Here is a 25175-nt window from a genome sequence, read left to right as displayed (position 1 = left end):
GGCGTCGACGGCCCCACATCGTGGCCCCATTGTGTACGTTGCTGTTTGCCGTAGCTGTGCTTCAGCGGCGATACGGTAGAGCCCAGGGGCGACGCCGCCAATCGAACACAGACATGGAGCGCATCGACTTGGCCGACACCACCGTTCTTGTCACTGTCACCGGACCCGACCGGCCCGGTGTGACGTCCGTGCTGCTCGCGGCGATGTCGCGGCACCAGGTGAGCCTGCTGGATGTGGAGCAGGTCGTCATCCGCGGCCGGCTCACCCTCGGTGTCCTGGTCACCTGCCCGAACGATCCCGAAGAGCTGCAAGAGGAGCTCGAGGAGGCGATGAACACCGTCGGCATGAACGTCGACGTGGAGGTGGGCGCCGCGATCGGGCGGGCACCGATGTCCACGCACGCGGTGGTCATCCTCGGCGCGCCGGTGACCGCGCGGGCGTTCAGCGCGGTCTCGCGTCAGCTCGCCGCGCTCGGCGCGAACATCGACACCATCCGCGGCATCGCCGACTACCCGGTCACCGGCATGGAGCTGCTGGTCTCCGCGACCGACACGGGCGCGGACACCGACTCCAGGCTGCGCACGGCGCTGGCCGAGGTGGCGGTCGCCGAAGAGGTCGACGTGGCGGTGGAGCGGGCCGGGCTGGCGCGGCGGGCCAAGCGGCTCATCGTGTTCGACGTCGACTCGACCCTGATCCAGGGCGAGGTCATCGAGATGCTCGCCGCGCACGCGGGCGTCGAGGAGCAGGTCCGCCAGGTCACCGAGGCGGCCATGCGCGGCGAGATCGACTTCGCCGAATCGCTGCGCCAGCGCGTCGCGACCCTGGAGGGGCTGGACGAATCGGTCATCGAGGAGGTCGCCGACCGGATCGAGCTGACCCCTGGCGCGCGCACCACAATCCGCACGCTGCGCCGCATCGGCTTCCGCTGCGGTGTGGTGTCCGGTGGGTTCCGCCAGGTCATCGAGCCGCTCGCGCACGAGCTCGAACTCGACTTCGTGCAGGCGAACACGCTGGAGATCAAGGACGGCAAGCTGACCGGCCGCGTGGTCGGCGACATCGTCGACCGCGCCGCCAAGGCGACCGCGCTGCGCAAGTTCGCCGCCGAGGCCGGGGTGCCGATGGAACAGACCGTCGCGGTCGGCGACGGCGCCAACGACATCGACATGCTCAACGCCGCCGGGCTCGGCGTCGCCTTCAACGCCAAGCCCGCGCTGCGCGAGGTTGCCGACGCGGCGCTGTCGCACCCCTACCTGGACGCGGTGCTGTTCATCCTCGGCGTCACCCGCCATGAGGTGGAGGCCGCCGACGCGCGCGACGGGTTGATGCGCCGGGTGCCGCTGATCCAGTAGTTCGCGCGGCGCAACGTATTTCGCCTGCCGGGACCGAGGCGGTGTCGCCTCGGTCGTGCGCGAACGCGTCCGGCGGCGTTCATCTGCCTTCGCTCCGGCTGTGCGCGGGCGATCGACGGACCGGGTGCGGCCGTGTTCATTAGGCTGGTCGCGGATTGATCATTCGGTGATCGGAGGATGCGGTGCGGAAGTCCCTGGTTGTGCTGCTGCTCGGCGTCGCGCTCACCGCGTGCGGAACCGACGACGGCCACGACGGGCACGCACCGGCGACATCCACCGTGTCCACCCGCGCCGAACCGTCCGGAAACGTCGAGCCTTCGGGAGATGCCATGGACGTGACCGAGGCCGACAGCGGACAGCAGCGCTCGCTCCGCGTCGGCAGGCAATTGATCGTGACGCTGGCCGCCAACCCGTCGACCGGGTACGGCTGGCGGCTCGCCGCACTGGACCAGAATGTGCTCCGGCAGGCGGGCGAGCCGGATTACCGGCCGGATGCCGACCGTCCGATCGCGCCCGGCTCCGGCGGCACCGCGGTGTGGACGTTCGTCGGGAATGCCCCGGGCGTCACCGAGCTTGCACTGGAGTACGCGCGCCCGTGGGAGCACGGCGTCGAGCCCGCGCAGAAGTTCACGTTGAGGGTCGAGGTGAAGTGAATGAGCAGTCCGGACAGCGGTACCGTGGACGAATTGTCCACGGGGGAGGAGGGATTCCGCATCCGGCACGCGGAACTCGCGCTCGGTTACGGTGGCGCGGGCGATCCCGACGACCCCGGCCAGGTCCAGGCCATGCAGATGGTGCTGCACCTGCCGAAGGCGGATCCGCCGCCGCGCAGCGCGTTGCTCGCCGCCGCGGCGGCTTCGGCGGTCGCGCTGTGCCTGGACGAGCGGGTCGGCCCGGAAGGGCCCTGGGCGCAACGGTATCTCGCGTGGAAGCGCTCCCGGATTCGCAAGGTGGCGCGGCGCGCTCGCGGCGCCCAGTGGCTGGCGGCGGGCGAGGTCGACGGCGTCACCGTGGAGATCGGCGGCGCGCAGGCGCGTGCGTTCGTGCCGAGCGCGGTCGGCGAGGTGGACCCGCGAATCAAGAAGCTCCAGATCGGCGGCACCGATCTCGAGCACGACGATCCCGGTCCGCCGGACCCGAATCTGCCTGTTCTGTGGGTGAATTCGGCGCTCGGTATGACGCTCGGCAAGAGCGCGGCGCAGGTCGGCCACGCCAGCATGCTGCTCGCGGCCGCGCTGCGTCCCGAGGACGCCTACCGCTGGTCGCGCCGCGAATTTCATTGCGCGGTACGCGAAGCCGACCCGGCGCAGTGGCGGGCGTACACCGATCGGGTGGCGGCGGGCAGCGCGGTGGCGGTGCGCGATGCCGGTTTCACCGAGATTGCTCCAGGTTCGCTGACGGTGATCGCCGTGCCGCCCGAGTCCTGGTGAGCCGCGTCCGGGAAAGGCCGGAACCGGCGCACGGCCGACGGGCTGCACCGCACCCAGGTGTGGCCGAGGGGTATTTGGGTATCAGTGACGGAACGGGGCTTCGGCCCCGCCGTCTCCGGAGGATGTCATGACGACGCTGCTGCTGATTCTCGCCGGATGGGTGCTTCTTTCGCTGCCGCTGGCGCTGATCGTCGCCAGAATGTTCCGCCCGATCGATGGCCCGCCGTCGGCTCGACCGCGTCCCGCACGGGCCAGGCGGCGAACCGTCGTCGGCCGGCTGGCCGGGCGGATGGCCCGTTCGGCGCGACCGATGTGGGCCGGTCGGGCAAACCCGGCGCGTGTGGGCCAAGATGGAGCGCGTGCCGCAACCGGATCCCGATCTGCTCATTGATTTCACCGACGTGACCGTCCGACGCTCGGGGCACACCCTAGTCGGTCCGGTCACCTGGCAGGTCGAGCTCGACGAACGCTGGGTCGTGCTCGGCCCGAACGGCGCGGGCAAGACCTCCCTGCTGCGCATGGCCGCCGCCGAAATGCACCCGACCTCCGGAATCGCCCACCTGCTCGGCGAGGTGATCGGCAAGGTCGACATGAACGAGCTGCGGCCACGCATCGGCCTCTCGTCCGCGGCGCTGGCCAGTCGTGTGCCGCTGGACGAGAAGGTCAGCGATCTCGTGGTGTCCGCGGGATACGCCGTGCTCGGCCGCTGGCGCGAACGCTACGACGACGTCGACACCGACCGGGCCATCGACATGCTGGAAAGCCTTGGCGCCGAACACCTTTCCGACCGCACCTACGGCACCCTGTCCGAGGGCGAGCGCAAGCGGGTGCTGATCGCCCGCGCCCTGATGACCGATCCGGAGCTGCTGCTGCTCGACGAACCGGCGGCGGGCCTGGACCTCGGCGGTCGCGAGGAACTGGTCGAGCGACTCGGCGATCTGGCGGCCGATCCCGAGGCACCGGCGATGGTGCTGGTGACCCACCACGTGGAGGAGATCCCGCCCGGTTTCACCCACGGCCTGCTGCTCAACGAGGGCGAGGTGGTCGCCCAGGGTCTGCTGACCGATGTGCTCACCTCGGAGCACCTGAGCGACGCCTTCCGCCAGTCCATCGCGCTGGACCGCGTCGACGGCCGCTACTTCGCGCGACGTGCGCGGCGAGCGGGCCAGCACCGGTCCCGGTAGCGAGTGGCCGCGGCCTGCGGCGGGCTCCGGCGGCGCCGGTTATGGTGCAGGTGTGAGTGAGACAACGACGTCGCCCGGTGATCGGCCGCAGGATCCCCCGCCCATCAAGGACGCGTCCACGGTGATGCTGGTGCGCGACGGGGTGAACGGTCCCGAGGTGTTCCTGCAACGACGGGTCGGGGCGATGGCCTTCGCCGCGGGCATGACGGTGTTCCCCGGCGGCGGCGTCGATCCCGCCGACAGCACCATCGAGATCGACTGGGCGGGCCCGGATCCCGCCTGGTGGGCCGAGCGTTTCGCGGCCACCGAATCGCGCGCCAAGGCGCTGGTGTGCGCGGCGGTGCGGGAGACATTCGAGGAATGCGGCGTGCTGCTGGCGGGTCCGACGGCCGACACCGTCGTCGACGACACCACCCCGTACCGCGAAGCCCGCAGCAGGCTGGAGCGCCGCGAACTGTCCCTGGCCGCCTTCCTGGCCGAGGAGAAGCTGGTGCTGCGCGCCGACCTGCTTCGCCCCTGGGCGAATTGGATCACTCCGGTAGTCGAGCCGCGCCGCTACGACACCCACTTCTTCGTCGCGGTCCTGCCGCAGGGCCAGCTGGCCGACGGCGCGACCTCCGAGGCCGCCGAAGTGCAGTGGAGTACCCCGGCCGAGGCACTCGACCGCTGGCGTGCGGGCGCCGACATCCTGCTCCCTCCGACCTGGTCTCAGCTCGACGCCCTCAGCGGCTTCGCCTCGACCGCGGACATCTTCGCGGCCGAACCGGTGATCGACCCGATCATGCCGGAGCTGACCGAGGCAGGCGGCGCCAAGGCGCTCAGCTTCCCCGGCAACGACCGCTACTTCGCCGATCTCCCCGAAACCGCCAAGCTCCGGGGCTCGGCCCGCTGACAAGGGCTACCGCACGCCTCGTAGGGGCCCTAGGTACTGCGAGGCGTGCACAAGGTCTGCGAGCGCGTCAGGGCCTGTTGCGGCATCGGTGATGCGGGACGTGGCGGGGGCGGGAGGTAGCGTGCGTGGCATGGCCGAATTCGTGACCCTGGAGCTGCCGGAAGGGGATGGCGCGCGGGGCGTCGCCGTCCTGCGGATCGCTCGTCCGCCGATGAACCTGATCAACGTTCAGGTGGTGCGGGAAGTGGCCGAGGCCGCGGCGGCGGTCGCGACGCATTCCGGCGTCGCGGCCCTGGTGGTCTACGGGGACGAGCGGGTGTTCTCGGCGGGTGACGACGTGGCCGAGCTGGCCACGCTGAACGCCGACCAGGCCGCGGCCATGGCCGCCGACGTGCAAGCCGCGCTGGGGTGCCTGGCCAGGGTTCCGCAGCCGACCGTCGCCGCGATCAGCGGGTACTGCCTCGGCGCGGGGCTGGAACTGGCGCTCGGCGCCGATCGCCGCGTCATCGGCGACAACGTCAAGCTCGGGCTGCCGCAGATTCACGCGGGACTGATCCCGCTCGCGGGCATCCGGCGGCTGTCGCTGCTGGTCGGTCCCGGCCCGGCCAAGGACCTCGTGTACACGGGGCGTTTCGTGGAGCCGGACGAGGCGCTGGCGCTCGGTCTGGTCGACGAGGTCGTCGCGCCGGACGACGTCTTCGCCGCCGCGCTGCGCTGGGCCGGACGCTTCACCGACGGACCGGGACGCGCGCTGGCCGCCGCCAAGGCGGTGTTCGAGGCGGGCCCGCACGGCCTGGATCGCGCGCGCGGCGAGTGGGCCGGGCTGTTCGGCACCGAGGATCGCCGGATCGGGACGGAATCCTACGTCGCGGACGGGCCGGGATCCGCGGCTTTCGTCGGGCGCTGAATTCCTCCGGACAAGGCTGTGCGGGCGGTCGCCCGCACGCAGACCGTCCGGTCTGCTCGGGGTGTGCCAGGAGATTGCCCTGATGGGAACATGTTCTCATCTGGCCATCCGTCCAGAGGGTCGCAGAATGCCCGGGCCGACAGCGGGCTTCATCTGGGGATTTATGTAGGCTAGGCGACCATGACGGTACGTCCCGACGACCCCGCGCCGAACCCGCACGCCACCGAGGCCGAGGTCGAAGCAGCGCTCAAGGATACGAAGCTCGCCCAGGTGCTCTACCACGACTGGGAGGCCGAGACCTACGACGACAAATGGTCCATCTCCTATGACGAGCGTTGCATCGACTACGCCCGCGGCCGCTTCGACGCCGCGGTCGGCCCCGCGCCGCTGCCCTACGAGAAGGCGCTCGAGCTCGGTTGCGGTACCGGCTTCTTCCTGCTGAACCTGATGCAGGGCGGCGTCGCCAAGTCCGGTTCGGTCACCGACCTCTCGCCGGGCATGGTGAAGGTCGCGCTGCGCAACGCCGAGAACCTGGGTCTGGACGTGGACGGCCGCGTCGCCGACGCGGAGACCATCCCCTACGACGACGACACCTTCGATCTCGTCGTCGGTCACGCGGTGCTGCACCACATCCCGGATGTGGAGCTGGCGCTCAAGGAGTGCCTGCGCGTGCTCAAGCCGGGCGGTCGCTTCGTCTTCGCGGGCGAGCCGACCACCGCGGGCAACTTCTACGCCCGCTGGCTCGGCCGCATCACCTGGAAGGCCACCACCACCGTCACGAAGCTGCCCGTGCTGGCGGGCTGGCGTCGTCCGCAGGAGGAGCTCGACGAGTCCTCGCGCGCCGCGGCGCTGGAGGCGGTCGTCGACCTGCACACCTTCGATCCGCGCGATCTCGAGGCGATGGCGCGGTCCGCGGGCGCCGTCGAGGTCAAGGCGAGCACCGAGGAATTCGCCGCCGCGCTGTGGGGCTGGCCGGTGCGCACCTTCGAGGCGGCCGTGCCCGCCGAGAAGCTCAGCATGGGCTACCGGATGGCGATGTACCGGGCGTGGCTCGGACTGAGCTGGGTGGACGAGAACATCATGCGCCGCGTGGTGCCGCGCCAGTTCTTCTACAACGCCATGATCACCGGCGTGAAGCCGGACGCGTCCGCCAAGTAGTGGGCTACCGCTTCGGCCGCGCGGACATCGCCTTCCTCGCCGGCGCGGCAGGGCATGCCGCGCTGGCCGAGGTGGAGCGGCTGGAGCTGACCCCCGCGACGCACCTGCGCGATCTCGAGCGGGTGCGTCGCGATCACGGCGAACACGCCGCCGCGCTCGTGGAAACCGTGCGGCTGCGGCGCAAGGCCGCCGCCAAACTGCACGGCGCGGGGGACTGGCTCTTCACCGACGACGCGCTCCAGCAGGCGACGCCGACGCCGGTCGCCCGCCACCGGGCGGCCCGGCTGGCCGGCCGTGCCGTGCACGATGTCACCTGTTCCATCGGCGCCGAACTCGTCGAACTGGCCGAGGTGTGTCCCGCCGTCGTCGGCAGCGACCTCGACGAGGTGCGGTTGGCGATCGCCGCGCACAATCTCGGCTCCCGCTGGGCGCCGCTGTCCGGCGCCGATCGGGCCGGGCAGCGAAATGTGCTGCTGGCCAAGGCCGATGCCGTCGTGCCCAGCAGCACCGGCACGGTGATCATCGCCGATCCGGCCCGCCGCGCGGACGGCCGCCGTACCCACGATCCGGCCAAGCTGCAACCTCCGCTGCCCGATCTGCTCGACGCGTACGCGGGCCGCGACATCGCCGTGAAGTGCGCGCCCGGACTGGATTTCGACCGGCTGGACTGGCGAGGCGAGATCGAGGTCGTCTCGCTCGACGGCGCGGTGCGCGAGGCGTGCCTGTGGTCGGCGGGCCTGACCGAAGCCGGTGTCGCCCGCCGCGCCACGGTGCTGAGTTCGCGCCGCGATCCGGAGGTGCTCACCGACGCCGAGCCGGACGAACTGCCCGAGCGGCCGCCCGGCGAGTGGATCATCGATCCCGACGGCGCGATCGTGCGGGCCGGACTGGTCCGGCACTACGCCGCGAGACACGCCCTGTGGCAACTGGATCCGCACATCGCCTACCTCACGGGCGACGCGGTGCCCGAGGGCCTGCGCGGCTTCCGTATCGAGGACCGGCTCGAGCTGCGTGAGAAGACACTGCGCCAGGAGCTGGCGCGCCGCGAGTGCGGAGCGCTGGAGATTCTGGTGCGCGGCGTGGACGTCGACCCGGACGCGCTGCGCAAACGACTGAAGCTCAAAGGCAGCGTGCCCTACACCCTGGTGATCACCCGCATCGGCCGCACCGCGACGGTGTTCCTGTGTACCGCGCACGCCGCGTCGTGAGCGAACGAAGTGAGTGAACCATGTGGCAGCGCGCGTCGCGCATGCCGGAGCCGAGCGCTAGCGAGGTGCAGGCGTGAGCGCGGTCCGGGCCTAGGACTCCAGTTTCTTCACGACCCGCTGCACCGTCAGCCAGGTGCGGGTGGTGATGTCCTTGCCGTAGGTCTTGTCCAGCCAGGCCATGAAGTCCGGCGTCTTCGGCGTGCTGTTGTCGATGACGGTGAGGAAGGCGCGGGCCTCCGGGTCGTAGCCGATGATCCGGGTCAACTCGTCGCCGGTGTCCGGGTGCTCGACCTCCGGGCTCTGGTCTTTGAAGAAGGTCACCGTGAGGTAGGAGCCGCGCTCGTGGGTGAGCCCCTCGAACGGATCGCGATCCAGCAGCTCGCGCAGCTCCTCGTAGCTGCGCACGATGGTGCCGCCCGGAATCCCCAGCTCCCGGTTCAGCGCCTCCTGGATCCGGTCCTCCAAGGCAGCCGCATCGGTGTCGGTGCAGCGAAACACCACGTTGCCGCTGGACAGGATGGTCGCCACCTTCTCGAACCCGAGCCCCTCGAACACCGCGCGCAACTTCTCGTTGCGCATGTTCGGGTTGGTCGGCATGATCCCGCGCAGCAGCGCCGCGTACCTGTTCATGCCGACGACCGTACTCGAGCGCACCGACTACTCGGCGTCCAACGCGGGCGAACTATGCCTGCTGGGTGGCGCCGTTCTTCTTGCGTTCGATGTCCTCCAGCGCGGCGATGTACTTCGCCCGCTCCTCGGCGCCCGCCTCCCAGGTGGCCTTGCGGTTCTTGACCACCTTCGCGGGCGCGCCGACGGCGATGCCGTAGTCCGGGATCTCGCCCTTGACCACCGCGTGCGCGCCGAGCACGCAGCCGCGGCCGACGCGAGTATCGCGCAGCACGGTCACCTTGGCGGCGATCCACGTGTCGGGGCCGATCCGGACCGGGCTCTTCACGATGCCCTGATCCTTGATGGGCATCGTGATGTCGTCCATCTTGTGGTCGAAGTCGCAGATGTAGCACCAGTCGGCGACCAGGGTCGATTCGCCGATCTCGATGTCGAGGTAGGTGTTGACGACGTTGTCCTTGCCGAACACCACCTTGTCGCCGATCCGCAGCGAGCCTTCGTGGCAACGGATGGCGTTGCCGTCGCCGATGTGCACCCAGCGCCCGATCTCCATCCGGCTCAGCTCGGGGGTCGCGTGGATCTCGACCCGGCGGCCGAGGAACACCATGCCGCGCAGCACGATGTGCGGGTTGGCCAGCTTGAACTTGAACAGCCGGTAGTAGCGGACCAGATACCAGGGCGTGTAGGCGCGGTTGGCGAGCACCCAGCGCAGCGACGCCATGGTCAGAAATCGCGCCTGCTGCGGATCCCGGCGGCGCGAACCCCGCCACCGCGAGCGCAACGGTGCGCCCCACATGCTCGTCACGAACCGTTCTCCCGTCGTGTTCCCCGGGCGGCCACCCGAGGGTCCGTCATTGGCTACACAGCGTACTTTCGTGCCGCATCACCTCTGGTTCTACCCTCACCTTCGCCGGACGAGACGTTCCCCCCTGCGTCCACCGAGTAGCAACCTGCGCCACGCAGGCCGACCACCCTCCGGTGCGAGTCTTACGAGCGCCGTTCGCGGCCCGTCTCGCGCTCGAGCGGCCGCTGCGCATGCGACACCGTCGCCCGGCAGTGGCCGCTCGAGCGCGAGACACCAGGGGGCCGCGAACACGCCGTGCCGGAGGCGCGGCAAATTCAACACCGGCTAGTCTTGCGAGCGGCCATCGACCCGAGGGGAGAACAGCAGTGCGAACCGGTAGCGTGCGGGCTGTCGCGACACAGCCGCGATCCCGGGTGCGTGCGGCAGCCGCGCTGGCCGCTCTCGGCGCGCTGGCCCTGACCTCCTGCGGCACCGATGTCGACGACATCGCCGTCGGCCCCGGCAAGGGATGGCCCGCCGCGCATCACGACGGTCGCAACAGCGGCGTCAGCCCCGTGACCGGCGCGCGCTCACTGACGTTGAGCTGGTCCAGACCCGCGGCAGGCCCCATCGAGCGGCCGGTCACCATCGGCGCCGAGGGGCAGCTGTTCCTGACCACCCGCACCGCGAACGGGTGCGCCATCCTGTCGTTCCAGATGCCGACCGGCCGCAAGCGATTCTGTGATGTGCTCGGCCCCAACGCGATCTCGTCGCCGACGGCGGTCGACGGTGTCAGCAACGTCTACGCAGGCGACGACGGCGCGGTGAACTCCTTCAACTACCTCGGCCAGCCGCGCTGGCGCACACCCGTTGCCGGGGTTCCGGTTTCGGTGCAGTTCACCGGTGACAGCCGACTGCTCACCATCACCCAGTCCGGCCAGGTGGACGTGCTGGACCGGCAGACGGGCCTGCGGACGGTGCCGACCGTTCAATTGCTCGGCGAACCCGACTTCCTGGGCAACCCCGACCTCACCCGCCCCGCCTCGGGCCAGGGGCTCGACGACTGCGGCACCGGCGGCCCGCAGTGTCCGATCGCGAACATCTCGGCGATCGACGGATCCACCGGCCGCTTCTACGTCACCGTGTGGCAGCCCGGCGCTCCGAGCGCCGCCCTGATCGCCTTGCGCTACGCCGACAACAGGATTCAGCAGGAGTGGCGCGCGGAGATCCTGACCGAGGGCAGCGCCACCGGCCCCGCCCTGTCCGCCGACGGCGGCACCGTCTACGTCGGCGACAACAGCGAGCGACTGATCGCCGTCGACGCCGCCGATGGGCGCATCAAGTGGGTGCGGCCGCTGGGATTCACGCCGAGCGGCGGGATTTCGGTCTCCGGCGACGGCCTGATCATCCCCGCGGGCGACGAGGGCTACCTGCTCGCCCTGCGCGACACCGGTGACAGCGCCGAGATCGCCTGGGAACGCAAGGATCTCGCGCTGCGCGGCGCCCCGGTGCAGACCGCGGGCGACACCGGCTACACCGCCGCCGCGATCGGCGACGGCCTGAACCTGATCACCTTCGACACCGGCACCGGAGCCACCATCGATTCCGATGTGCTGCCCGGCGCGAAGGGCACCACCACCGGCACCTCGGTCGGGCCCAAGGGTGAGGTGGTGGTGGCCACGCGCATCGGCGAGGTCTTCGTCTTCCAGCCGGAGTAGGGCGTACCTCCGCCTTCGCTCCGGCCATGCGCGGTCTTCGGACGGACTGTCCGGCAGCGCCGCTCAGAGCGGGTTGTTCGGATCCCGTTCCGGCAGAGGACGTTCCACGATGACCGGCCTGCCGAGCGGATTGCGCACGCGGCGTTTGGCAGCCGAGTACACCTGCGCGGTCTCGGCGGCGACGACGTCCCAGGCGAAGTCCGCCGTCAGGCGTTCCCGCGCGGCGTAGGCGCGGTCCTGCGTGGCGACGGGGTCGTCCAGCGTGGCGCGCACCGCCTCCACCAAGCCGTCCACGTCGGCGGGTTCGAAGGACGCGCCCGTGACGCCGTCGATGACCGCTTCGCCGAGTCCGCCCGCCGTCGAGGTGATCAGCGGGGTGCCCGCGGCGGCCGCCTCCAGCGCCACGATGCCGAACGGCTCGTAGCGGCTCGGCAGCACGATGGCGTCGGCGCCGTGCAGCCAGCCGAGCAGTTCCTGGTGACCGAGCTGGCCCGCGAAAGTGACCGCGCGCGCGACGCGATGCACCCTGGCCCGTTCCCGCAGCCATTCGAACTGAGTACCGACGCCCGCCACGGTCAGCGTGGTGCCGGGGTGAGCGCGGCGGATGCGGGGCAGCGCGGCGATGGCGTCCTGCACGCCCTTCTCGTATTCGAGCCTGCCGACGTAGAGCAGCCGGGGCGGCCCGGAGCGCGGGGCGCGCGGGCGGAAGGTCCATGCGCCCACGTCGATGCCGTTGCGGATGACCGTCATCGGGATGCGCTCGGGACCGTACAGGCGCTGCACTTCGTCCTGCATCGAGGTCGAGCAGGTGATCAGCGCGTCGGACTCGTTGGTGAGCCACCACTCGACGGAGTGCACCTGCTTGTTGACCTTGCCCGCGACCCAGCCGCTGTGGCGGCCCGCCTCGGTGGCGTGGATGGTCGACACCAGCGGCACGTCGTAGTACTCCGCCAGGGCGATGCCGGGATGGGCGACCAGCCAGTCGTGCGCGTGCACGACATCGGGCGTCCAGCCGTCACCGATGCCGGGCTTGCCGAGCGCGACGCCCGCGCGCACCATGGCGTGCCCCATGGCCAGGGTCCACGCCAGCATGTCCTCGCCGAAGTCGAAGCACGGCGGATCCTCGGCGACCGCGACAACCAGCACGCCGTCCTCGATGAACGAGTGCGTGGGGTGGCTCGACGAGTCGGTGCCGGAGGGGCGGCGGGACAGGACGACCACCTCGTGGCCCGCCGCGGCGAGCTCGGTGGCCAGGTGATGTACGTGGCGACCCAGCCCACCGACCACAACCGGCGGGTATTCCCACGACACCATCAAGATCTTCATGCAAGTCCTTCTCAGGCAGGGCCTTGTCGGTCAGGGCCTTCTGCGGTTTGGCCTTCCGGGGCCGGGCCCAGGTTCCCCGTGGGGTCGGTACTGGGGACCCGTCGCGCATCCAATCCGGGAAAGAATCCGTCGGCCGCGTACCATCCTGCCGCCAACTGCCGCGCTTTGGCGACTTGACCCGCGCCGACGGCCGCCGCGATCTCCCGCACGGCGTGCGCGTGCTGGTGGGCCCGCTCCCGCGCGTAGCCCGCGGCGGAGTCCTTGCTGACCATGAACGCCCAGTCGCTGGACACCGTCAGGATCGCCTCGCGCAGCAACTGATCCGCGACCGGATCGCGCAGCGCGAACGTGTTTCCCGCGCGCATCTTGTCCAGGGTGTCCAGCGCGAGCCGCACCACCTCGTCGTTGAGTTCGACGAGATCGCGCACCTGATCACCGGCCCACACCCGCCAGTCCTTGCCGGAGCCCCAGGACGAATCGGTGAGTTGCACGGGCGCACCGACGTAGCCGCGTTCCCGCGCGTCGGCCAGGGTGCCGACGGTGACGCCCGCCTCCGGCAGCGCGCGCAGGACCTGGGCCAGCCACTGCGGGCCCTCGTGCCACCAGTGCCCGAACAGTTCGGTGTCGAACGCGGCCACGACGAGGGCCGGGCGGCCGATGCGTTCGGATTCGGCGATCAGCCGCTCGCGCACCGTCGTCACGAAGTCCTCGACGTCGCGCACCACCGCCCCGGCCGCCAGCTCCGGGTCGTAGGGCGCCTTGTCGGGCCCGGCGACCGTCTTGCCGGTGACGCGGGACGGTTTGAGGCCTGTCGCGTGGTCGTAGTGATGAAAGTCACGGTACGCGGCCTGGCCGGGGTAGCCGGACTTGGGCGACCAGACCCGGTAGCTGACCGCGAGATCGCGCCCGAACGCCACCACGTCGGAGTCGCGCACCGGTCGTCCGAGGCTGCTGTCGCCGCGCAGGGCGGGTCCGTCGACCATGAAATGCGTCACACCGGCGGCCGCGTAGCCGAGCTCCATGCGCGGGGTGTATCCGCACTCGGGAGCCCAGATGCCGGTGGGGGTGTGACCCCAGCGCCTGCGGGCGTCGGCCAGGCCCTCGCGCAGCTGGAAGTCGCGCAGTCGCGGGTCGAGCAGCGGCTGGAACGGGTGCGCCAGCGGACCGCCGAGCAATTCGATCGTCTGCGCGTCGACGAGTTCGCGCCAGACCGGCGCCGCGCCGTGCCGCCAGCGCTGCTCGAACTCGGTGAGCGCCGCGGCGGCGAGCCGGTGTTCGTGCCTGCCGAGCGCGACGTTGCCCGCCATGGCGGCCTCGTCGGCGCGCAGCTGCCAGTTGCCCAGCCAGTGGTGCATGCCCGCCAGGCAGTGCGGGTCGTCGAGCTGGGCCGCGAGCACCGGCGTGATGCCGAGGCTGAGCAAGTGCGAGCGCCCTTCCGCCGCAAGGGTTCTCAGCACCTCGACGACGGGCAGGTAGGAGGCTGCCCAGGACTGGTAGAGCCACTCCTCGCCGACGGGCCAGCGGCCGTGGTGGGCCAGCCAGGGCAGATGGGAGTGCAGGACCAGGGTGAACTGGCCGGGTACCGCGTTGTCGGTCAACGTTTCACCGCGATGGACACGAGGTCGAGGCTGGCGTCGATGTCCTCGGTGATCAGGTCGAAGTCGTCGACGGACACCGCGGCGACGTCGGCGGTCAGCTCGGCGGGCCACGGCTCGCCCGCGAGCGCGCGCTCGATCTGCGCATCGATGAACGAGCCGCCGTGCTTGGCGTCCAGCGCTTTCAGCGTCGCCCCGTGATGCACGCCGGTCATCAGCGCGACCTCGAAACCGGCGTCGACCAGCAGCTCGGTGAGTTCGTCCGCGTTCAGCTCACGGGTGTGGAACGGATTGAGCGGGGTGTCGCGACCCGGCGAGAAGGTGATCCGGTTGGGCGTGCTGATCAGCAGCTCGCCGCCGGGCCGCAGGACCCGCAGGCATTCCCGGAGGAACTGGCTCTGATCCCAAAGGTGCTCGATGACCTGGAAATTCACCACGACGTCGACCGAGGCGTCGTCGAGCGGCAGGGCGGCGAGGTTGCCCTGGATCATCTCGACGCGCGGGTAGCGCGCCCGCACGTGCGCGACCGCGCTCGCGTCGTAGTCGAGGCCGATCACCTTGGTGGCCACACCGGCGATCATGTCGGCGCCGTAGCCTTCGCCGGAACCGGCCTCCAGCACGGTCTTTCCCGCGCACCGGTCGAGCAGCCGGGCGTAGACGATCTCGTGCCTGCGGAACCAGTAGTTCTCCTCGGCGATGCCGGGTACGGTGCGCTCGCCGGTCAGCGGCAAAGGTTCGACGGCACCGGCGTTTTCCGTAGTCATGACCCTCGGGTCGCCCACTGCGGCAGGGATCACAGCCTCGCTCATCACACCGACGTTACTGGTAAGGGTCGCGCACGATATCGCCCGGACCGGTGTAGTGAGAGAGAAGCCACTAAGTTACCCATGAGTAACTTAGCGTAGGGTAGTGTCACGCCCTGAGCTACCTCAACAGGACGTACGGCCCGATCGTGCGACCACCAGATACACGCCCCCAGAACAGGAGGTCGACGAAGACCGATGCCGAACATCGTCGTACTCATCAAGCAGGTTCCCGACACCTGGTCCGAGCGCAAGCTGTCCGATGGTGACTACACCCTGGACCGCGAGGCCGCCGACGCCGTCCTCGACGAGATCAACGAGCGCGCCGTCGAAGAGGCGCTGCTGATCAAGGAGGCCCAGGGCGGCGAGGTCACCGTGCTGGCCGCCGGTCCGGACCGCGCCACCGAGGCCATCCGCAAGGCGCTGTCCATGGGCGCCGACAAGGCCATCCACATCAACGACCCGGCGATCCACGGCTCCGATGCCGTGCAGACCGCGTGGGTGCTGGCCAGCGCGCTGGGCCAGGTCGAGGGTGTCGAGCTCGTCATCGCCGGTAACGAGGCGACCGACGGCCGCGCGGGCGCCGTGCCCGCGATCATCGCGGAGTACCTGGGTCTGCCGCAGCTGACCCACCTGCGCAAGCTGACCGTCGACGGCGAGAAGATCACCGGCGAGCGCGAGACCGACGAAGGCGTCTTCAAGCTGGAGGCCACCCTCCCGGCCATCGTCTCGGTCACCGAGAAGATCAACGAGCCGCGCTTCCCGTCCTTCAAGGGCATCATGGCGGCCAAGAAGAAGGAAGTTCAGGTCTTCACGCTGGCCGATCTGGGCGTCGACCCGTCGACCGTGGGTGTCGCCAACGCGGGCACCACCGTCACCGCGTCCACCCCGAAGCCTCCGCGCACCGCGGGCGAGAAGATCGCCGACGAGGGCGACGGCGGCACCAAGATCGCCCAGTACCTCATCGGTCAGAAGATCATCTGATCCGCCCGGCTGACGAGACTTCCTAGGAGAGAACACAAATGGCTGAAGTACTCGTGCTCGTCGAGCACGCCGACGGTGCGATCAAGAAGGTCAGCACCGAACTGCTCACCGCCGCCCGCACCCTGGGCACCCCGGCCGCCGTCGTGCTCGGCACCGCGGGTACCGGCGAGAAGCTGGCCGACGCGCTGGCCGCCGCGGGCGCCGAGAAGATCTACATCGCCGAGTCCGACGATGTGGAGAACTACCTGGTGACCCCGAAGGTCGACGTGCTGGCCGGTCTGGTCGAGTCGGTCTCCCCGGCCGCCGTGATCGTGTCCGCTTCCGCCGAGGGCAAGGAGGTGTCGGGCCGCCTCGCCGCCCGCATCGGCTCCGGCCTGCTGGTGGACGTCATCGGCGTGAACGCCGACGGCTCCGTCGTGCACTCCATCTTCGGTGGCGCCTTCACCGTCGACGCCAAGGCGACCGGCGACGTGCCGGTCATCTCGGTCCGCCCGGGTGCGGTCGAGGCCGTCGCGCAGGCGGGTGCCGGCGAGAAGGTGACCGTCGAGGTCCCCGCGCAGGAAGAGGGCGTCGTCAAGGTGACCTCGCGCGAGCCGGTCGTCGCCGGTGACCGTCCGGAGCTCACCGAGGCGAACATCGTCGTCTCCGGTGGTCGCGGCGTCGGCTCGGCCGACAACTTCGCGGTCGTCGAGGCGCTGGCCGACTCGCTCGGCGCGGCCGTCGGCGCCTCGCGTGCCGCCGTCGACTCGGGCTACTACCCGGGCCAGTTCCAGGTCGGTCAGACCGGTAAGACGGTCTCCCCGCAGCTGTACATCGCCCTCGGCATCTCCGGCGCCATCCAGCACCGCGCCGGCATGCAGACCTCGAAGACCATCGTTGCGGTCAACAAGGACGAAGAGGCCCCGATCTTCGAGATCGCCGACTACGGCATCGTGGGCGACCTGTTCAACGTCGCCCCGCAGCTGACTGAGGCCGTCAAGACCCACAAGGGCTAGGCTGTTCCGGCTCTCCGTGCCTAAGGCGGCTGCTTTGGGTGCGGGGCTGGGTTCCGCTGCCGTCCCGCGTTGAGCGGTAGCGGGCCCAGCCCGTACCCGGTGAGTTACCCCGGACCTCGCCAGATCTGTTGTTGCGTTGCGTAGCAGCAGGTTTGGCGGGGTTTTTTCGTTGGTGCCTCAACTGCGTTGCGGGGTGCTGGTGCTCGGGTTCAGCGATGCGCTACCGTGTGCCGGTCCGGTTCGAGGTGCGGGGGGTGCATAGAAATCGACGACAATGGTGGTCTGCCGATAGCGCGGACGACTGAAATGCCCGGCGACGGTGGACTTTCGATCACCGCTCGACAGGAACAGTTCAGTCTCGCATTCGTGCGCATGGTCGCCGCCGCTGCGGGGTGTTCCATCAAGAGCCACGAAACCGACTACGACGGAGTCGATATCACGATCGTGGCCTCGCGCGAGTATGCGAGATTCTATTGCCCCGAGCTCGAACTACAGCTCAAGTGCACGACCCGACACAGTCGGCTCAAGGCGGATCATTTGGCATGGCCCCTGGAAAGAGATCGGTTCCTGAAGCTGGTGAGTCCGAAGCGGTTCGTTCCGGCCCTGCTCGGTGTCCTGCTCATACCGGAGGACCCTGATCAGCTGCTCGACCTGTCGGAGGATGGCTTGACCAGCCCGAGCCGCATGTGCTGGGAGTATGCGGCGAAGCTGGGGGAGATCGAGGACGGCAAGTCCAGCACGACAGTGCACCTACCCAGAAGTACCTGTTCGATGTAGTTGGGCTCCAGAACATCATGCAGAGAATCGGCGAAGGAGGCCAGTGGTGAAGAGTATCCCTGTCGGCGACCTTCGCGACGTTGCGCTTGCCTTGTCGCCACCAGCTGTATCTCAATACCTCGCCACACACGACTGGGAACTCGAGGTTCGAGACGAAGACGTCAGGGAGATCTGGCAACTTCCGGGTGAGAATGGTCTGCTGGGACGAATAATGTTGCCGCTGGCCACTGATTACGTGGACTTTCCCCGGCGCTTTCAGGAAACGATTCGAGCTCTCGCAACCATCTACGACTGGGATCCGGCGCAACTGGTCGAACGCATAATCGCCACTCGTGCCGACCTGTTCTTCGTGCGACTCGACCAGGAGATGATCGACGGCACCATCCCGTTCCGGCAGGCGGAAACGACTCTGGAAGCCCTGTTCCGGATGATGAAGGCCGCCGCGACGACCGCGGACGATCCGACTCACTCGCACCGCGGTCGTAGATCGGCCATCGTGACGGAATTTCTCGAGGAGAATATCCGTCTCGGACATACCAGGCGGGGTAGTTTCGTTTTCACCGTCGTCTCTCGGCTCGGCGATGTGATGCCCGGCCACACCGTCGGAATTCCTCAGGTGCCGTTTCCGCGAACGGCGATGGCCACGCTCGCCAAGGGTTTGGACTCGACTCGAAAGCTGGCGTTGCACTGGGACGATAGCGCTCTCGAGCGCACCGGCGAGCTGGGATTGAGCGCCAATTTGGTGGAGTCGGTCTTGGAGCTGACTCAGCCGGAGGATCTGCGCGCATTGGACCTGTCGTTCGATTGGGCAGCAGCCGAGCCTTCACCGGTGCTCGAAAGCTCACGGATCGTCATCGATCGCGATGCGATGGCGGGGTTGTCGCGGGTACGTGAGCGCCTGGTTCGCAACGAGGAGCCGCCGCGGCACGAAATATTGCTCGGTATCGTCCGGACGCTCAACCGTGACGATCTCGGCGACGGAGACGAGGAGGCCACCAGCATCGTCCTGTCCACGCACGTGGACGGCCGCCAGCGGAAGGTTCACGTTCCGCTGGCCGGTACCGACTACGAATTTGCGATCGCGGCACACCAGTCCAAGAGGCCGATCGTCGTTGCCGGGGACTTGTCGTTCGAACGTGGGGCCTGGCGATTGACCGGCGAAATCACCGTGGACCGGAGACTTTCGGATCGTTCGACCTAGACCGACGGTGGTCCGTGGTGCCTCAGCTGCGCTGGAGTGTGGCGAGCAGGGTGGTGAGGATGGGGGAGCGGCGGGCGTCGTCGCGCAGGACGGCGGAGACCGGGATGCGCAGGCGGTGCTCGGCGAGTTGCAGGACGACGAGTCCTTCGGTGGGGCTCTGGGCGTAGAGGACGGTCCATGCCTCGGGGCGGTTGATCAGCTCCAGGGTCGCGGTGTGGTCGGGCGGGATCGGCGGGCCGAAGGTGGGGCCGACGGGCAGATCCGCGAAGGCGCTGCGAATGATGTTGTGCAGCAGCACCTGTTCTTGTTCGGGCGGCAGCAGCAGCGGGTACGAGCTGAGGTCGTTGAGGGTGACGGTGTCGCGGGTGGCCAGCGGATGACCGCTGCTGGTGGCGATTACGAGGTCCTCGACCCAGAGCTGTTCCACCATCAGGCCGGGCTGGTCGACGCGGCCGCGGATGAGTGCGAGATCACAGTCGCCGTCCGCGACGGCCGTGATGCGTTGGCGGAAGGGCTTGATCACGAATTCGATCTCCGCGTCCGGGTGTGCGGCGCGCGCGGCCGCGATGGCGGACAGCGAGCGGCTCGCGAAGGACATGTTGGCGGCCAACCGGATTCGCGGGCCGGAGGCGCGCACCGCCGCGCGGATGGCGGATTCCAGGCTGAGCATTTGTTTCGCCAGCGGAAGTAGCCGTGTGGTCGCGTCGGTGGGCACGACAGCCCTGGTCGAGCGCTCGAACAGCGGCACGCCGAGGTCGCGTTCGAGCCGGGCGATCTGGTGACTGATCGCCGATTGCGAGATGAAGCATCGCGAGGCGGCCCTGCTGAAGCTGAGTTCTTCGCAGACCGCGACGAAGTATGCCAGCTGGCGGAGCTCCACGACAAATCTCCTATTCATGAGCGATCCAGATAAGAGTCATCTTCATTATGCGCCTCAACGCGTGAAATATCTGCGTTCCCGATGACGGTTGCTAATGAGAGAAGGAGGCTGTCATGGAACACGCAGATGTGGTCGTCGTCGGATCGGGATTCGGGGGGCTGGCCGCCGCCAAGCAACTGGCAAAGTCGGGAATCAACTACGTACTCATCTCCAGCACGCCGGAGCACCTGTTCCAGCCGTTGCTCTATCAGGTCGCGACGGGTGTGCTGGCGTCGCACGAAATCGCCCCGCCCATCAAGTCGGTGCTGCGCAGGCACAAGGAAGCCGACGTGCGTCTCGGCAAGGTCGTCGCCATCGATCCGGATCGCGCGATCGTGACCTACGTCACCGACGGTGTGCGCCAGGAGATTCGGTACGGCTCGCTGATCGCGGCCACCGGCGCCTCGCAGTCCTACTTCGGCCGTGACGATTTCGCCGAGAAGACCTTCGCGCTCAAGACCATCGATGACGCGAAACTGCTTCGCGCGCAGATCGAACGGGTCTTCGCCGAGGCCGCGACCGCGGACGCCGAGACCAAGCGCAGGCTGCTCAGCTTCGTGGTGGTCGGCGCGGGCGCGACCGGCGTGGAAGTCGCCGGTCAGCTCAAAGAGCTCGCGAAAAGGTACTACCACCAGGAGGTTTCGGTCAGCTTGGTGGAGGGCGCGGGAGAGGTGTTGCCGCCCTTCGGCGGTGGGCTCTCGGAATACGCGAAGAAGTCGCTCGCCGGCAGCGACGTCGAGGTGCTCGTCGATACCTTCGTCACCGACATCGAGCCCGGCAAGGTGACGATCAAGGACAAGGCAGGCGTGGAGCGCAAGATCGCCGCCGAGACCGTGGTCTGGTCGGCGGGCGTGCAGGCGGGCGGGTTCGCCGCGATCCTGGCCGAGGCCACCGGCGTCGAGACCGACCGTGCCGGACGACTGCTGATCAACCCGGACCTCACCGTCGCCGGTTATGCCGACATCTACGCCATCGGCGACATGACCTCGCTCAACGGCTACCCCGGTCAGTCGCCGGTGGCCATGCAGGAGGGCAGGCACGCCGCCGACATCATCCGTCGCAAGAAGCTGCCCGGCACCCCGTTCAAGTACTGGGACAAGGGCAGCATGGCGGTGATCAGCCGGTTCAGCGCGGTGGTGAAGCTCAACGACCACGTCACCTTCCGCGGCGTGATTGCCTGGTTCATGTGGCTCGCGGTGCACCTGCTGTACCTGGTCGGCTTCCGCAACCGCTTCGCGGCGGTGGCCTCGTGGCTGATCGCCTTCATCGGGTCGGGGCGTCCCGGCTTCGACGAGGTGGAACCGACGCCGACGGAAGCGCGGGTACCCGAACGCGTCGCCGCCTGAGCTCGCCCGAACGAATCGCACCGATGTTCTCGCATCGGTGCGATTGCCGTCTCCGGACGCTGAAATCTTGCCCAAGCAGGGAAAAGGCGACTCCACGACGCGTCGATGCTAACGGTGCGCGTCGGATCGGTGAACCTTGGGTGTGACCGGCGTCTCGTTAACCTAGCCTGCATCGGCACGCAACTTCGAGGTTGCCCCGGCGCAGTGTCGGACTGGCTTCATCACGGATATGACTATTTCGTCCGTGCTGACAGCCCCGGCTCGACCGACGGACTCGGGGGTGGAACGGTCGCGCTATTCGCTGGTCGTCTCGTCCGACGCCGAGCATCGGGAGGCGGCGCAACGGCTGCGCTACGGCGTGTTCGCCAACGAGCCCGGCTTCCACATCCCCGACAACGGCACCGGACGCGACGCCGATCGCTTCGACGAGCACTGCGATCACCTGCTGGTCCGCGACGACGTCACCGAGCAGTTCGTCGGCTGCTACCGGATGCTGCCGCCGGACAAGGTCGCCGCGGCGGGCGGGTACTACACGGCCACCGAATTCGACCTGGCCCAGCTGGATCCCGAAGGCATGCGGATCGTCGAAATGGGCCGGGCGTGCGTGGTTCCCGATCACCGCAACGGATCCGTGCTCACCCTGATGTGGGCGGGCATCCTGCACTACATCCAGCTCACCGGATACGAGTGGGTGATGGGGTGCGTGTCGGTTCCGATGCAGGACACCCCGGAGGATCCGGCGGGCGTGAACGTGCGCGGCGTGCGGGACATGCTGCTCGGGCGGCACGCCTCCGACCCCGAGCGACGGGTGCACCCGCACCGTCCGGTGGTCGTCGACGGCAAGACGCTCGACGAGCTGACCCCGCCCTCGCGTCCCAAGCTGCCCCCGCTGATGCGCGGCTACCTGCGGCTCGGCGCGGAGATCTGCGGCGAACCCGCACACGATCCCGACTTCGCTGTCGCCGACTTCGTCGCGCTGCTCGGCCTGGACACCATCAACACGCGATACCTGGACCGACTACAGGGCGCGGCCGCAGCCCTCGACGGGGGGCGGTGAGGACCGTGGTCTTCGAGGCGCCGCCCGCACAGGCCGTGCACGCGTGGATGCCGTCGAGCCCCTGCGGGCCCGGCTGCATGGAGCCGATCGGTGAGATCGGCACGGCGCGGGTGGTCGCCCGCGCGCTCGGTATCGCCGGGCTGCTGCTGACCTATCCGGTGTGCCACCTCGCGATCCCCGCGGGACGGCGGGCGGACGTGCAGCGCGGATACGCGCGCGTGCTGCTGCGCTGTCTCGGCATGCGGCTTCGGGTGGTGGACAACCGGATTCCCACCGATCCGGTGCCCGCCGAGCGCGCCATCGCCTCGCGCGTGGGCGCCGAACGTGCCGCCGCAGCTGCTGCCGCCGCCGATGTCCGCTATGCCGATCCCGGCACCGGCGTGCTCGTGGTGACCGGGCACATCGGCTGGACCGATGTGGTCGCGCTGGCCGCGGTGCAGCCGCTCGGGTTCGTCGCGCGGGCGGACCTGATCGACTGGCCGCTGATCGGCGGGCTCGCCAAGCTCATGGGCGTCATCCCGATCGAACGCGAGCGGCTGCGTGAGCTGCCCGAGATCATCGCGCAGATCGGCGCTCGCCTCACCGCGGGTGAGCGAGTCGCGTTCTTCCCCGAGGGCACCACCTGGTGCGGACGCGCCTACGGCACCATGCGGCCCGCCCTGTTCCAGGCCGCGATCGACACCGGCACCTTCGTGCAGCCCGTGCGGCTGCGCTATCTGGACGGACACGGCGACCGCTGCACCGTGCCCAGTTTCGTCGGCGAGGATTCCTTCGGCGACTCGGCCCTGCGCGTGCTGCGTTCCCGCGGCATGATCGCCGAGATCACCCTGGAAACGCCGGAGTATCCGGGCCTCGACCGCAAGGATCTGGCTCGCCGCTGCGAACTCGCCGTGCGCGGCGCGGAACTCCCGCGCCACTCGTCGACCGACACCCAATGGATCGAGGCCACCGCGACCCGCGTGCAGGACCCGGCCCCGGCGCAGCAGGATTCGGCGCGATCCGGCGGGACGGGCGAGCACCACGGCGTCGGCCCCCGCGGTCTGCGCGGCAGAGCGGTCGCGCTCTTCCGCGGCCGGGATCGGTCGGCGCACCCACGGCAGAGCGCCGACGGCACGCGCGCCTGAATCCGACCGGATCGGCTGCTGCGTCAGGCCGGACCGCACCGTCCCTGGCGAGGTCAGCGCGACCACGGCTGCGTCCGGCAGCCCGAGCCGCGGTCCGAGCGCTCGTGTCGGGCCCCGGTGCCCTGGACCTCGCGGCTTCGTAGGCGAGCGAGGTCACTCCGCGCTCGGGAGCCTGGCCTCGCCCGCACGGGCGCGGACCGCGGTCTCGACGAGCTCGACGACCCGCGCCGAGGGGACCGTGATGCCGGGTGTGCCGAGTGTCCAGCGGAGGAAGTCCTCGACGTTCATGGCGGGTACTTCGCCGAGATAGGGCGCGATATAGGCCGGTGTGTTCGGTTCGCTGCGCCAGCTGTCGGCGAGTGTGCCGATATCGACGGCGTCGTAACCGAGGGCATCCAGCAGCCCGGTGGCCGCCGCTTTGGCTTCCGCGTCGTCACCGGCGATGGGCAGGGCGCTGCGGTCCGGCGCATCCGCGGGCCGGGCGAGCGAATACAGCTGGTGCGGAGTGATTGTGTTGAAGGCCTTGACCATTCGCGACCCCGGGAGATGGCGCTGGATCAGCGCGGTCGAGGTCAGTTCGCCCGCGTCGAGTTCGGGCAGGTGGCCGTCGCGTTCGGGGTAGTAGTTCGCCGTGTCCAGCACCGTCTTGCCGACCAGCGCATCGGTGGGCAGCTGACGGTAGGCCGCCAGCGGAATGGCCGCGACGACCAGATCTCCGACGCGTGCCGCTTCCTCGGGTGTGGCGGCTCGTGCCGTCGCGCCGAGTTCGGCGACGAGATCGGCGAGCGACTCCGCGCCCCGCGAGTTGCCGATGACCACGTCGAGGCCCGCCTCGACGGCCAGGCGGGCCACAGCGGATCCGATCATTCCGCTGCCGATGAGTCCGAGCGTTTGTGGCACGGTTCGTCTCCGTTCGTGAGTGGGTTGTTCGCTCGACAGCCGGCGTCGACCGCACGACCAGCCCCGTGCTCTGCGTACGCACGGCGTGATCACCCAAGGCTGGGTGCGGCGCTGAACAGGGCCGAGTCTGCGAAGTCCTGCTCGAGGCCGAACGTGATCTCGCGGCCGTTTTCGAACCACGCCAGCGGAATGGACGCCGCGCACCCCGCGTTGGGTTGTCGAGTGGACGATCGGACCGAGCTGAGCGGGTTCCTCAAATCGCGCCGAGCTCGCCTGAGCCCGCAAGATGTCGGATTACGCGACCACGGCGGAGTGCGCCGAGTCGCGGGTCTGCGCCGGGAGGAGTTGGCCCAGGTGGCCGGGGTGAGATGTCGGTTACACACTCCCCAAATGCCCGCCTACGGGGAGGGAGACGACGATGTCACCTCTCCCTACAGCAGCCCCATGATTCGGCGCGGCGAGAGCGCGGATCGTGGTTGATCGGTTAGGCAGTGGTCGAACCGCCAACATCGGTCCGCGGACCCGGGACACGGGGTCCGGCGCGGACGGATGTCCCCAGATCGGTCTTCGACCACATTGCTACCACCAAGTCGGTGTAAGCATCCTGAAATGCCGAATACAGGGCGCAGCGACCCGACCTCCAGGCAAACAGATCGCAAAGGCCATCATCGGATGCTGATCCGCCGGCGTAGCGAGGTCGTGTCGGACATTCAGTAAGACCGCCGTCGTCGTCATCACCGCGAAGTCCGCCGGGCGCAAGGTCTTCGGCCTCGCCACCGCAGGTGTCCGTCTCGCTTGACCTCTTGCGCGTCAGTCCGGCAGCCAGTGCAGCTCGTGCGCCAGGGTTTTGGCGACGGTACGGATACGGCGGTGTAGTGGTGACTGCACGCG

Annotated in this window: 23 protein-coding genes; 16 read left to right on the top strand and 7 right to left on the bottom strand. The window is 69.2% G+C overall.

Annotated elements, in window-relative coordinates; genetic code table 11:
* The first annotated feature begins 113 nt into the window (after positions 1-113).
* From serB to ACRWNM_RS31800, 8 genes are all read left to right on the top strand, one after another.
* A complete protein-coding gene (serB, locus tag ACRWNM_RS31835; protein WP_431971847.1) occupies positions 114-1349 on the top strand; it encodes a phosphoserine phosphatase SerB in 1236 nt (411 codons plus the stop codon).
* 182 nt (positions 1350-1531) lie between these two features.
* The gene (locus ACRWNM_RS31830) at positions 1532-2002 is read left to right on the top strand and encodes a protease inhibitor I42 family protein (RefSeq protein ID WP_431971846.1); all 471 of its coding nucleotides are present in this window, start codon (positions 1532-1534) and stop codon (positions 2000-2002) included.
* Positions 2003-2779, top strand: a complete 777-nt coding sequence (locus tag ACRWNM_RS31825; protein WP_431971845.1) for an aminoacyl-tRNA hydrolase — start codon at positions 2003-2005, stop codon at positions 2777-2779. It abuts the gene before it with no gap.
* A gap of 350 nt (positions 2780-3129) precedes the next feature.
* The gene (locus tag ACRWNM_RS31820; RefSeq protein WP_431971942.1) at positions 3130-3963 is read left to right on the top strand and encodes an ABC transporter ATP-binding protein; all 834 of its coding nucleotides are present in this window, start codon (positions 3130-3132) and stop codon (positions 3961-3963) included.
* Between the two features lie 124 nt (positions 3964-4087).
* On the top strand, positions 4088-4855 hold the full coding sequence (locus ACRWNM_RS31815) for an NUDIX hydrolase (protein WP_431971941.1): 768 nt from the start codon (positions 4088-4090) through the stop codon (positions 4853-4855).
* 130 nt (positions 4856-4985) lie between these two features.
* The gene (locus ACRWNM_RS31810; protein WP_431971844.1) at positions 4986-5762 is read left to right on the top strand and encodes an enoyl-CoA hydratase-related protein; all 777 of its coding nucleotides are present in this window, start codon (positions 4986-4988) and stop codon (positions 5760-5762) included.
* Positions 5763-5942: 180 nt separating this feature from the next.
* Positions 5943-6920, top strand: coding sequence for a class I SAM-dependent methyltransferase (locus ACRWNM_RS31805; protein ID WP_431971843.1), 978 nt, complete (start codon positions 5943-5945; stop codon positions 6918-6920).
* Positions 6920-8128: a THUMP-like domain-containing protein gene (locus tag ACRWNM_RS31800; protein ID WP_431971842.1), complete on the top strand. Its 1209-nt coding sequence runs from the start codon at positions 6920-6922 to the stop codon at positions 8126-8128. The genes ACRWNM_RS31805 and ACRWNM_RS31800 overlap by 1 nt, the downstream gene beginning before the upstream one ends.
* Before the next feature lie 90 nt (positions 8129-8218).
* On the opposite strand, the gene ACRWNM_RS31795 is transcribed toward ACRWNM_RS31800, so the two are convergent.
* On the bottom strand, positions 8219-8758 hold the full coding sequence (locus tag ACRWNM_RS31795) for a DUF1697 domain-containing protein (RefSeq protein WP_431971841.1): 540 nt from the start codon (positions 8756-8758) through the stop codon (positions 8219-8221).
* A gap of 52 nt (positions 8759-8810) precedes the next feature.
* Positions 8811-9560 (bottom strand): acyltransferase, encoded by a 750-nt coding sequence (locus ACRWNM_RS31790; RefSeq protein WP_431971840.1) that lies wholly within the window; start codon positions 9558-9560, stop codon positions 8811-8813.
* A gap of 365 nt (positions 9561-9925) precedes the next feature.
* Here ACRWNM_RS31790 and ACRWNM_RS31785 point away from each other — a divergent pair, with 365 nt between their 5' ends.
* Positions 9926-11257, top strand: a complete 1332-nt coding sequence (locus tag ACRWNM_RS31785) for a PQQ-binding-like beta-propeller repeat protein (RefSeq protein ID WP_431971839.1) — start codon at positions 9926-9928, stop codon at positions 11255-11257.
* A 63-nt stretch (positions 11258-11320) separates the two neighbouring features.
* Here ACRWNM_RS31785 and ACRWNM_RS31780 read toward each other — a convergent pair whose 3' ends face one another.
* From ACRWNM_RS31780 to ACRWNM_RS31770, 3 genes are read right to left on the bottom strand one after another with little or no spacing between them, the layout of a single operon-like run.
* On the bottom strand, positions 11321-12583 hold the full coding sequence (locus tag ACRWNM_RS31780) for a glycosyltransferase family 4 protein (RefSeq protein WP_431971838.1): 1263 nt from the start codon (positions 12581-12583) through the stop codon (positions 11321-11323).
* A gap of 11 nt (positions 12584-12594) precedes the next feature.
* On the bottom strand, positions 12595-14181 hold the full coding sequence (locus ACRWNM_RS31775; RefSeq protein ID WP_431971837.1) for a 1,4-alpha-glucan branching protein domain-containing protein: 1587 nt from the start codon (positions 14179-14181) through the stop codon (positions 12595-12597).
* Positions 14178-14942 (bottom strand): class I SAM-dependent methyltransferase, encoded by a 765-nt coding sequence (locus ACRWNM_RS31770; protein ID WP_431971836.1) that lies wholly within the window; start codon positions 14940-14942, stop codon positions 14178-14180. The genes ACRWNM_RS31775 and ACRWNM_RS31770 overlap by 4 nt, the downstream gene beginning before the upstream one ends.
* Positions 14943-15179: 237 nt before the next feature.
* On the opposite strand from ACRWNM_RS31770, the gene ACRWNM_RS31765 reads away from it, so the two are divergent.
* From ACRWNM_RS31765 to ACRWNM_RS31750, 4 genes are all read left to right on the top strand, one after another.
* Complete coding sequence (locus ACRWNM_RS31765; protein ID WP_431971834.1) at positions 15180-15965, top strand: electron transfer flavoprotein subunit beta/FixA family protein; 786 nt, start codon at positions 15180-15182, stop codon at positions 15963-15965.
* Between the two features lie 38 nt (positions 15966-16003).
* Positions 16004-16960, top strand: a complete 957-nt coding sequence (locus tag ACRWNM_RS31760; RefSeq protein WP_431971833.1) for an electron transfer flavoprotein subunit alpha/FixB family protein — start codon at positions 16004-16006, stop codon at positions 16958-16960.
* Positions 16961-17266: 306 nt separating this feature from the next.
* Positions 17267-17737: a DUF4365 domain-containing protein gene (locus ACRWNM_RS31755; protein ID WP_431971832.1), complete on the top strand. Its 471-nt coding sequence runs from the start codon at positions 17267-17269 to the stop codon at positions 17735-17737.
* A 43-nt stretch (positions 17738-17780) separates the two neighbouring features.
* Positions 17781-18938, top strand: coding sequence for a hypothetical protein (locus ACRWNM_RS31750; RefSeq protein ID WP_431971830.1), 1158 nt, complete (start codon positions 17781-17783; stop codon positions 18936-18938).
* Between the two features lie 22 nt (positions 18939-18960).
* Here ACRWNM_RS31750 and ACRWNM_RS31745 read toward each other — a convergent pair whose 3' ends face one another.
* Positions 18961-19818 carry a LysR family transcriptional regulator gene (locus ACRWNM_RS31745; RefSeq protein ID WP_431971829.1) on the bottom strand — a complete coding sequence of 286 codons (858 nt, stop codon included), beginning with the start codon at positions 19816-19818 and terminating at the stop codon, positions 18961-18963.
* 113 nt (positions 19819-19931) lie between these two features.
* Between ACRWNM_RS31745 and ACRWNM_RS31740 the strand changes: the two genes are divergently transcribed.
* The 3 genes from ACRWNM_RS31740 (at position 19932) to ACRWNM_RS31730 (ending at position 23384) form a co-directional block, all read left to right on the top strand.
* Complete coding sequence (locus tag ACRWNM_RS31740) at positions 19932-21203, top strand: NAD(P)/FAD-dependent oxidoreductase (protein WP_431971828.1); 1272 nt, start codon at positions 19932-19934, stop codon at positions 21201-21203.
* A 229-nt stretch (positions 21204-21432) separates the two neighbouring features.
* Entirely contained in the window at positions 21433-22260 is an 828-nt protein-coding gene (locus ACRWNM_RS31735; RefSeq protein WP_431971827.1) for a GNAT family N-acetyltransferase, read from the top strand.
* Positions 22257-23384, top strand: coding sequence for a lysophospholipid acyltransferase family protein (locus tag ACRWNM_RS31730; RefSeq protein WP_431971826.1), 1128 nt, complete (start codon positions 22257-22259; stop codon positions 23382-23384). The genes ACRWNM_RS31735 and ACRWNM_RS31730 overlap by 4 nt, the downstream gene beginning before the upstream one ends.
* A gap of 153 nt (positions 23385-23537) precedes the next feature.
* Here the strand turns inward: ACRWNM_RS31730 and ACRWNM_RS31725 are convergent, their stop codons facing one another.
* Positions 23538-24377, bottom strand: coding sequence for an NADPH-dependent F420 reductase (locus tag ACRWNM_RS31725; RefSeq protein WP_431971825.1), 840 nt, complete (start codon positions 24375-24377; stop codon positions 23538-23540).
* Positions 24378-25175: the final 798 nt, after the last annotated feature.

Origin of the sequence: Nocardia sp. bgisy134, assembly GCF_965341865.1 — a bacterium.
In the GTDB taxonomy this organism is placed as follows: Bacteria; Actinomycetota; Actinomycetes; order Mycobacteriales; family Mycobacteriaceae; genus Nocardia.
Note: the sequence above shows the minus strand (reverse complement) of the source record. Positions and strands in the feature narration are given on the sequence as shown.

Bases quoted from the DNA above. Each gene is read 5' to 3' on its own strand.
- ACRWNM_RS31765 (WP_431971834.1), top strand. From the start codon at position 15,180: ATGCCGAACATCGTCGTACTCATCAAGCAGGTTCCCGACACCTGGTCC.
- ACRWNM_RS31735 (WP_431971827.1), top strand. From the start codon at position 21,433: ATGACTATTTCGTCCGTGCTGACAGCCCCGGCTCGACCGACGGACTCG.
- ACRWNM_RS31770 (WP_431971836.1), bottom strand. From the start codon at position 14,942: ATGACTACGGAAAACGCCGGTGCCGTCGAACCTTTGCCGCTGACCGGC.
- ACRWNM_RS31795 (WP_431971841.1), bottom strand. From the start codon at position 8,758: ATGAACAGGTACGCGGCGCTGCTGCGCGGGATCATGCCGACCAACCCG.
- ACRWNM_RS31805 (WP_431971843.1), top strand. From the start codon at position 5,943: ATGACGGTACGTCCCGACGACCCCGCGCCGAACCCGCACGCCACCGAG.
- ACRWNM_RS31780 (WP_431971838.1), bottom strand. From the start codon at position 12,583: ATGAAGATCTTGATGGTGTCGTGGGAATACCCGCCGGTTGTGGTCGGT.
- ACRWNM_RS31760 (WP_431971833.1), top strand. From the start codon at position 16,004: ATGGCTGAAGTACTCGTGCTCGTCGAGCACGCCGACGGTGCGATCAAG.
- ACRWNM_RS31755 (WP_431971832.1), top strand. From the start codon at position 17,267: ATGCCCGGCGACGGTGGACTTTCGATCACCGCTCGACAGGAACAGTTC.
- ACRWNM_RS31740 (WP_431971828.1), top strand. From the start codon at position 19,932: ATGGAACACGCAGATGTGGTCGTCGTCGGATCGGGATTCGGGGGGCTG.
- serB (WP_431971847.1), top strand. From the start codon at position 114: ATGGAGCGCATCGACTTGGCCGACACCACCGTTCTTGTCACTGTCACC.
- ACRWNM_RS31810 (WP_431971844.1), top strand. From the start codon at position 4,986: ATGGCCGAATTCGTGACCCTGGAGCTGCCGGAAGGGGATGGCGCGCGG.
- ACRWNM_RS31820 (WP_431971942.1), top strand. From the start codon at position 3,130: ATGGAGCGCGTGCCGCAACCGGATCCCGATCTGCTCATTGATTTCACC.
- ACRWNM_RS31815 (WP_431971941.1), top strand. From the start codon at position 4,088: ATGCTGGTGCGCGACGGGGTGAACGGTCCCGAGGTGTTCCTGCAACGA.
- ACRWNM_RS31825 (WP_431971845.1), top strand. From the start codon at position 2,003: ATGAGCAGTCCGGACAGCGGTACCGTGGACGAATTGTCCACGGGGGAG.